Raw genomic sequence first — 8,667 nt, 5'->3', positions numbered from 1 at the left:
AAAGCCGTCCGGATTGAAACCGTTGGTACGGTCTGTCTGGAAATAGCCCTCTAAAATAGCCGTGCCCTGACGCAAAAAATCTTTATGATAAACTATTTCGCGCGGCTCCTGCGCCAGCGAAGCCAGCTGCTCCCCGGTGGCGGAGCGAGTGTCGAGATGACGGCTGCCTCTGTTTCTCATTTTCTTAAACAAAGAATCTATGCTATCTACCCAGGAAAGTATACTATCCGTCCGCTCGCGCCAGGAATTAACCAGAGACTTATAACGTTGTAATAAATTTTCCCATCTCTGTCTCAGTTTTCTTTCATAGTTGGAAATATTTCCCATTCTCTGCTGTGGCAAATATTCATGCGTAAAACTCCAGACGACCATTTCATATATGATTTGTTCAGGGCCAATCAAAGTCCACTTTCTTTTGAAGAATCTCTTTATTTTATCTATCCGCCCGCGCAGGGGGTCAGTCGGAGATTTATGGTTTGGTTGTACTTTACCCCATCTCCGCTCCAGATCTTTTTCAGCGTCGGGAACATTTGCTCCTTTCCGCCGCGGAAAATACTCGTGTGTAAAACTCCAGACCACCATTTCACATAAGGTTTGTTCGGCGTCGGTCTTTTTACTTTTGAAATTTTTTTTTATTTTATCTATTCGTTCACGCAAAGGGGCAGTCAGAGATTCATAGCTAGATTGTAAGGCACCCCATCTATGTCTCAGATTCTCTTCATAATAGGGAACATTTGCTGTGTCTCTCGTCGGTAAATACTCGTGTGTAAAACTCCAGACCACCATTTCACATAAGGTTTGTTCAGGGTCGATCTTTTTACTTTTGAATAATTTTTCTATTTTATCTATCCGCTCTCGTAGGGGGTTATTCGGAGATTTATATCTATATTGTAAGCTATACCATTCCCTTACCAGATCTTTTTCATAATCGGGAATATTTGCTCCTTCCTGCCGCGGAAAACATTCATGCATAAAACTCCAGACGACCATTTCGCATAAGGTTCGTTTAGGGTTGGTCCTTTTACTTTTGAATAATTTCTCTATTTTATCTATCCGCTCCCGCAGGGGGTCAGACGGAAATTTATGTACTCGTCGTAGTCTTATCCATTTATACGCTAACTTTCTTTCAGCGTCGGGGACATTTGCTCCTCTCTTTAGCGGCAAATACTCATTTGTAAAACTCCAAACAATCATTTCACACAATGTTCGTTCAGCTTTAGGACTAGACCTAAAGCCTGTTTTATTATTGCTTTTATCGCTGAGCAATTTTGTATTCATAACATTTAGATATCGTAACTTTGGGGCGCGGATTTCAGAAAAAATGCCTTTGGCAAAAGATCATGGTCAAAAGGCAGACTACCAACTCGCACGGTTGCTTTGCTGTGGCAAGCATTTCTTTTTGACATGAATATCGTATATGATATAATGAGTTGAGGAAAAACAAATGAATTGGAATAAAGCCAAAAAAATAATTCTGAAAAACAAGGAAGTCCGTCAGGAATTGAAAAACAATCAGACAGAATATGCAATTATTGAAAAGATAATTTTGGCGCGGAAAGAAAAGAACTTTACCCAGAAAAAACTGGCGGAATTGGTCGGCACCAAACAGTCCAACATTTCCCGGTTAGAAAGCGGCAATTACAATCCCTCTCTGAATTTCCTGAATAAAATTGCCGTGGCAACTGGCAAAAAACTAAAGGTCAGCTTGGCCTAATAGGTCAACGAGCAATACGCCACGCCAGTGCTTTACTGCTGTCAAAAAAACAACTTAGCAGTCCAATTCCTGAAAAAACCCGCCTTTGGCAAAATTGCCGATGGCGGTGAGCTGCAGGTCTTCTTTGATAAAAACCTCATTGGCCAGACGTTGCACATCGTCGCCGGTCACCGCGTCGACTTTTTGCATGATCTCCTCGACCGTGTGGATCTCGCCGTAATTGTAGAGAGATTTCAGGAGACGGCCCATGCGGCTGGAGCTGTCCTCGAGATTGAGCACCAGATGGCCTTTGACCTGTTCTTTGGCGCGCTGCAGCTCGACCGGCGTCACGCCATTGCGCTTGAGCAGCGCTAATTCTTTTAAGGCCAGATCGAGAACCTGCCGCGCATTCTTGAGCTGCGTGCCAGCGTACAAAGTAAAAAGTCCGGTGCGTAAATAAAAAGTGGGATACGTGTAAATGGAATAAACCAAACCTTTTTTCTCACGGATGTTTTGGAAAAGGCGTGAGGACATGCTGCCGCCCAGCACCGAGGACAGGAGCGAGAGAGCCATGCGATCGGCGCTCTGGTAAGACACGCCGCGCGTAGAAAGGCAGAGATGCACCTGCTCGGTGTCTTTTTTGACGATCTTCACGCCGGGGACGATCTTGACCGGCTCCTCCGCATAGTCCTGACGTTTGCCGCGAAAACCGTCGAATTTGGCCTCGATCATCCGGAAAACTTCCTCCGCCGTAACGCGGCCGGCTACCGCAATAATAGTATTGTCCGGCATGTAAAAACCCTTCAAACAATTCAAAATATCGGCGCGGGAAATTCTACTCACCGATTTTTCTGTGCCGATAATCGGATTGCCGAGAATATGGCCGTTCCAGATATTCTGGCAGGCCAGATCGTGGATTTTTTCGTCTGGCGAATCTTCGTACATGTTGATTTCTTCCAAAATGACGTTGCGCTCCAGCTCAATTTCCGCTTCGTCAAAAGCGCTGTTGAGATACATGTCGGACAGCACATCGAGCGCCAGCTCAAAATATTTGTCCAGCACGACTGAAAAATACATCGTGTATTCTTTGCCGGTATGCGCGTTGATGCGGCCGCCCACCGCGTCGATCTGCTCGGCAATGTCCGCCTTGCTGCGGCGCAACGTGCCTTTGAAAAGCATGTGTTCGATATAATGCGCGATACCGCCCGGAAAATCTCTCTCGTGCTTGGAGCCAAAGCCGGTCAAAATACCGACTGCCGCCGAACGCACCGGCATTTCTTCGACCAAGACGGTCAGGCCGCTGGGCAATTTTTTAATTTTAACCGTTTTATCCACGTCCGCAAAAGATCAGGCGTTCTTGATCGTAAAATTGTAACGGCCGCGCTCGTCGATCTTGACGCATTTTACTTTAACCGTCTGGCCTTCCGAAAGCACATCGGTTACCGCCGCGATGCGCTGCGGCGCGATCTCGGAAATATGCACCAAACCCTGCTTGCCGGGCGCCACCTCGACAAACGCGCCGATCTCGATAATTTTTACGACTTTGGCGTTCTCAAAAACCTCGCCAACTTCGACCTCGCGCATCATCGCGGCGATATGGTCTTTGGCCGCGCGCAGCGAACCGCCGTCAGACGAAGCGATATCAACCTTGCCGTCCTCGCCAATATTTATCTCCACCTTGTAAGTTTCCTGAATTTTCTTGATGTTCTTACCGCCCGGGCCGATCAGCTCGCCGATGCGGTCGACCGGTATCATCAGGGATTCGATGCGCGGCGCGTATTTATTGAGATCGCCGCGCGGCGCGGAAATAGTACCCTGCAGATGATCCAGCAAAATCAGCCGGCCCGCTTTGGCCTGCGCCAGAGCCCGCTTCATGATCTCGCCGGTCACGCCGACGATCTTGATATCCATTTGCAGAGCGGTGATGCCGTCGCGCGTGCCGGCCACTTTGAAATCCATGTCACCCAGATGATCTTCCAGCCCCATAATGTCGGTCAGCACCTGAAACTTGTCGTTCTCTTTGATCAAGCCCATAGCAATACCGGCGACCGGAGCTTTGATCGGCACACCGGCGTCCATCAGCGACAGCGCGCCGCCGCAAATTGAGGCCATAGACGAAGAGCCGTTGGACTCGGTAATCTCGGACACCACGCGGATAGTGTAGGGAAAATCTTTGTGCGGCGGGATAACCGCTTTGAGTCCGCGTTCGGCCAGATTGCCGTGTCCCAGCTCGCGGCGCCCCGGGCTGCCCATGCGCCCGACCTCGCCGACCGAATACGGCGGGAAATTGTAATGCAGGAAAAATTGCTTTTTGTAAGTGGGGTCTAAGCCGTCGATCAGCTGCTCATCGTCAGCCGTGCCGAGCGTGGTCAGCACCAGCGCCTGTGTCTCGCCGCGAGTAAAGAGCGCCGAGCCGTGCGTGCGTCCGAACAAACCGACTTCCGAGCTCAAAGGCCGCAATTCGTCCATCTTGCGGCCGTCCAGCCGCTTGCCGTCGTCGAGGATCATGCCGCGCACCGCGGTTTTTTCGATATCGTGAAAAACACCTTTAATCTCTTTCTCTTTTTTGGCAAATTTCTCTTCGCCCAGCTCGGCCCGCATTTCCTCCAGCAGTTTGGTCTGCAAAGCGTCGATCGCCGCGTATTTGGCCAATTTGCCGTCCGTGGCCAGCGCTTTTTGCATACCATCGCCGATCTTGCTCCGCACATTTTTGACCAGACTTTCGTCCGGCAAAACCAGTTGCAGCGGCATTTTAGGCGTTCCAGCTTTTTTGACCAGCTCTTCCTGCAAATCGATCAGTTTTTTCAATTCCGCATGACCGTATTCCAGAGCCTCCAGCATCTGCTCCTCGGTCAGCAGGCCAACTTCGGCCTCGACCATCATCACAGCCTCGCGCGTGCCGGCGATAGAAAGCTCCAGAGTGGATTTTTCCAGTTCCTCAGGACTGGGATTGATGATCAATTTGTCGTCCACGCGCCCGACTACCACACCGCCGATCGGCCCCTGGAACGGTATTTTGGAGATAGACAGCGCGGCGGACGCGGCGACCATACCCAAATGGTCAGGCGTGTTGACACCGTCATAAGACAACACCGTCACAACTATATTGATGTCATTGCGAAAACCTTCCGGGAAAAGCGGGCGGATCGGCCGGTCGATCAAGCGCGCGGTCAAAGTCGCATCCGTGGACGGCTTGGCCTCGCGTTTAAAAAAGCTACCCGGTATTTTGCCGGAAGCGTAATATTTTTCGATAAAATCCACGGTCAGCGGAAAAAAATCCACGCCCTCGCGCGGTTTGTCCGCCGCCACCGCCGTGGCCAGCACGACAGTCTCGCCGCAGGAGACCAGCACCGCGCCGTGCGCCTGCTTGGCAATAACTCCTGTCTCGATAGTGTATTTTTTGCCGTGAAAATCCGTAGAAACTTGAATTTTAGCCATTTGTTTTGCTCCTCTTTTGTTTTTTAATCTTTTTAATTGGGAGATAAAATAGCACACCCCGGCGGTTTAGACAAATCCAATTATTTGCCTAAAGGCGTTAAGCCGCGGCCTGCAAAAACGCGTCAAACTCCTTGCCCTCAAGCACTTCTTTTTTCATTAACTCCTGCGCCAGTTTTTCCATGACGGCTTTATGTTTTTGCAGAATGTCCTGCGCGCGTTTATAAGCGCCGGCCAGCAGCGCGTTCATTTCTTTGTCAATGCTGTCCGCCGTTTTTTCGCTGAAGTCGCGGTCATGCTGGGCAAAATCGCGGCCTAAAAAAATATTTTCCCGCGCGCGGCCAAAAGTGCGGTTGCCCAGAGTGGACATGCCGTATTTGCAGACAATTTGATGCGCCATTTTAGTCGCGCGCTCGAGATCGTTGGCCGCGCCGGTGGTGATCTCCCGAAATTTAACAGCTTCGGCGGCGCGGCCTCCCAAAAGTATCGTAATCTCGTCAAGCATTTTCTGGCGGGAAACCAGATAGTGATCTTCCAGCGGCAATTGCAGCGTGTAACCCAGGGCCAGCCCGCGCGGCAGTATGGAAATCTTATGCACCGGATCGGCATTGGGCGTCATTTTAGCGACCAGCGCATGGCCGACCTCGTGATAGGCGATAATTTCTTTTTCTTCTCTGGACATGACCTTGCTCTTTTTTTCCGGGCCGGCCACCACGCGGTCGACAGCCGCTTCGAGGTCTTCCAAACCGACCTGTTTTTTATTGCGCCGCGCGGCCAGCAGCGCGGACTCATTGACCAGATTGGCCAGATCCGCGCCGGTAAAACCGGGCGTGCGCTTGGCCAGAATGCTCAAATCCACATCTTTTTCCAGCTTGACTTTTTCCACATGGATCTTGAGTATGGCTTCGCGGCCTTTGACATCCGGCCGGTCTAAAACCACCTGCCGGTCAAAACGCCCCGGACGCAACAGCGCGGGATCGAGCACATCAGGGCGATTGGTCGCGGCAATGACGATGACCGAAGCTTTGTCGTCAAAGCCGTCCATTTCCACCAAGATCTGATTGAGCGTCTGCTCGCGCTCATCATGCCCGCCGCCCAGTCCCGCGCCGCGGTGCCGGCCGACCGCGTCGATCTCATCGACAAATATAATAGAAGGCTGCGCGCGTTTGGCCTGGCTGAAAAGATCGCGCACGCGCGACGCGCCCACGCCGACAAACATTTCCACAAAATCCGAGCCGCTGATATGCATAAAAGCCACGCCGGCCTCGCCGGCTACCGCTCTAGCCAGCAGAGTTTTGCCGCAGCCGGGCGGCCCCATCAGCAGGACGCCGTGCGGGATTTTGGCGCCCAGCTCCTGGTATTTTTGGGGGTTTTTCAAAAAATCGACGATCTCCTGCAATTCCTCGACCGCTTCGTCCGCGCCGGCGATATTTTTAAAAGTCGTCGTGGTCTTGCCGTCTTTGATCCAGCTTTTGGCTTTGGATTTGCCGAAAGAGATCGCCTGATTATTGACACCCTGCGCCTGCCGGAAAATAAAAAACCACAAGCCCGCAAAAAGCGCCAGCGGCAAAACGAACGTGCCGATAAAAGAAGCCAGCCAATTTTGATTGGGCGAAGTAACTTTGACGTCGATGCTCTGGCTCTCCAGCAGCGGAATGAAGCCCGGATGCATTACGATATAGGTCTGGACTTTTTGCTTATCGGCTTTTAATTCCGCTTCGACGGAATAATCCACCGGATTGATCGTCAGCTTGCCGATCTGCCCGCTCTCGATCAGGGTATTTAATTCCGAAAAAGTCACCGCGCGCGGCCTGGCCGCAGCCGAGGCGGATTGTTTCTCCACCAGCGGCTTCACAAAAGAGATGATGAGCAGCCCGACCAGGATCAGCAGGATCAGCTGCCGCCAGACCGGATTGTCTTCGGGAGCAGGATTTTTACGCTGTTTTGGTTTGAGCGGCTTGTCCGCTTTTTGCTCTGGTTTTTTTTCTTCTTCTGCCATTTTTTATAAGATTCCTTTGGTGGACGGCACACCCTGTGTGCGCGGATCAAGGCTCACCGCCGCGCGCAAAGCTCGCGCCATGCCTTTGAAAATCGCTTCGGCCGTGTGATGCAGATTGGAGCCAGACAGCAAACGAATATGCGCCGTGAGTCCAGCCTGCGCCGCAAAAGCCCGCCAAAATTCCTCGATCAGCTCGGCGTCAAATTCGCCGACTTTGGCTTTGGCAAACTCGGCGGAAAACCGCAAAAAAGGCCGGCCGGAAATATCCAGCGCGCATTCCGCCAGCGCCTCGTCCATCGGCAAAACAAAAAAGCCGTAGCGGTTAATGCCGGCCTTGTCGCCCAGAGCGTCCTTAAAAGCGCCGCCCAAAACCAGCCCGACATCTTCCACCGTATGATGCGCGTCGATCGCCAGATCGCCCTGCGCCTGGATCTGGAGATCAAAATTGCCGTGCTTGGCAAACAAAGTGAGCATATGGTCAAAAAAAGCAATGCCGGTGCTGATCTCCGATCGGCCCTGACCGTCGAGATTTAGTTCCAGCGCGATCTGTGTTTCTTTGGTCTGGCGGTTTTTCTGCGCTTTACGCATTTGGCGTCCCTTCAAATAAACCGCCCGGCACATTGAGGCTGTCCGGTTTCGGCTTGCCCAAATGCTCATAAGCGGCTGATGTGCAGATTCTACCACGCGGCGTTCTATCGATAAACCCCAGTTGCAGCAAATACGGTTCATAAACATCCTCCAGCGTCAGCGCGTCCTCATTGGTCATGGCCGCCAGCGTGTCCAGCCCGACCGGCCCGCCGTTGAATTTCTCGATGATCGCGGTCAGGATCTTGCGGTCGACCGGATCCAGGCCAAGCTGGTCTATCGCCAGAGCCCGCAATGCGGCGTCTACCACCGCCGGCGTGATCAGGCCATTGTTTTTGACCTGCGCCCAATCGCGGATCCGCCGGATCAGCCGGTTGGCGATGCGCGGCGTGGCGCGGCTGCGACGGGCAATAGCCAGAGCGCTGTCCGCGTCGACAAGCATACCCAGGATACGCGCGGAACGCTGAATGATCCGGCTTAATTCCGCATCGGTGTAAAACTCCAGTTTATTGAGAATACCGAAACGGTCGCGCAGCGGCGCGGAAAGCAGCCCCACTCTGGTCGTCGCGCCGATCAGGGTAAATTTTGGCAAGGTCAACCGCAGAGAGCGCGCCGAGGGGCCTTTGCCGATCATAATGTCCAGTTCAAAGTCTTCCATGGCCGCGTAAAGCACTTCCTCGACCGCGTGGTTGAGCCGGTGAATTTCGTCGATAAAAAAAATATCGCCTTCCTGCAGATTGGTCAGGATCGCCGCCAGATCGCCCGGCCGCTCGACAGCTGGCCCGGAAGTAACCTTGATCGCCACGCCCATTTCGTGGGCGATGACATTGGCCAGCGTCGTCTTGCCCAAACCCGGCGGCCCGTAAAAGATCAGGTGCTCGAGCGGCTCGCCGCGCGCCCGCGCGGCTTTGATAAAAACGCGCAGATTATTTTTCAAAGTTTCCTGGCCGATATA

Annotated in this window: 7 protein-coding genes; 1 reads left to right on the top strand and 6 read right to left on the bottom strand. The window is 52.3% G+C overall.

Translation table 11 applies throughout. The features are described 5' to 3' along the window. Positions 1-1,278: hypothetical protein (locus LBJ25_00940; GenBank protein MDR1452530.1), on the bottom strand; the 1,278-nt coding region annotated here is incomplete at its 3' end. Positions 1,279-1,444: 166 nt separating this feature from the next. Between LBJ25_00940 and LBJ25_00935 the strand changes: the two genes are divergently transcribed. After that, entirely contained in the window at positions 1,445-1,714 is a 270-nt protein-coding gene (locus LBJ25_00935; protein MDR1452529.1) for a helix-turn-helix domain-containing protein, read from the top strand. Positions 1,715-1,768: 54 nt separating this feature from the next. On the opposite strand, the gene LBJ25_00930 is transcribed toward LBJ25_00935, so the two are convergent. The 5 genes from LBJ25_00930 to ruvB form a co-directional block, all read right to left on the bottom strand. Next, complete coding sequence (locus LBJ25_00930) at positions 1,769-3,028, bottom strand: insulinase family protein (GenBank protein ID MDR1452528.1); 1,260 nt, start codon at positions 3,026-3,028, stop codon at positions 1,769-1,771. Positions 3,029-3,040: 12 nt separating this feature from the next. Further along, positions 3,041-5,131, bottom strand: coding sequence for a polyribonucleotide nucleotidyltransferase (gene pnp, locus LBJ25_00925; protein ID MDR1452527.1), 2,091 nt, complete (start codon positions 5,129-5,131; stop codon positions 3,041-3,043). A gap of 97 nt (positions 5,132-5,228) precedes the next feature. Further along, positions 5,229-7,127: an ATP-dependent zinc metalloprotease FtsH gene (ftsH, locus tag LBJ25_00920; GenBank protein ID MDR1452526.1), complete on the bottom strand. Its 1,899-nt coding sequence runs from the start codon at positions 7,125-7,127 to the stop codon at positions 5,229-5,231. 3 nt (positions 7,128-7,130) lie between these two features. After that, complete coding sequence (gene hisB / locus LBJ25_00915; GenBank protein MDR1452525.1) at positions 7,131-7,715, bottom strand: imidazoleglycerol-phosphate dehydratase HisB; 585 nt, start codon at positions 7,713-7,715, stop codon at positions 7,131-7,133. Continuing rightward, on the bottom strand, positions 7,708-8,667 hold a 960-nt coding region (gene ruvB, locus LBJ25_00910; protein MDR1452524.1), incomplete at its 5' end, for a Holliday junction branch migration DNA helicase RuvB. The genes hisB and ruvB, both read right to left, overlap by 8 nt.

It is taken from the genome of Candidatus Margulisiibacteriota bacterium, assembly GCA_031268855.1.
Classification (GTDB): domain Bacteria; phylum Margulisbacteria; class Termititenacia; order Termititenacales; family Termititenacaceae; genus Termititenax.
The sequence above is the reverse complement of the archived record's forward strand: the minus strand, read 5'-3'. Positions and strand labels throughout refer to the sequence as shown.

Coding starts and splice junctions, on each gene's coding strand:
- ftsH (MDR1452526.1), bottom strand. CDS start 7,127: ATGGCAGAAGAAGAAAAAAAACCAGAGCAAAAAGCGGACAAGCCGCTC.
- hisB (MDR1452525.1), bottom strand. CDS start 7,715: ATGCGTAAAGCGCAGAAAAACCGCCAGACCAAAGAAACACAGATCGCG.
- LBJ25_00935 (MDR1452529.1), top strand. CDS start 1,445: ATGAATTGGAATAAAGCCAAAAAAATAATTCTGAAAAACAAGGAAGTC.
- pnp (MDR1452527.1), bottom strand. CDS start 5,131: ATGGCTAAAATTCAAGTTTCTACGGATTTTCACGGCAAAAAATACACT.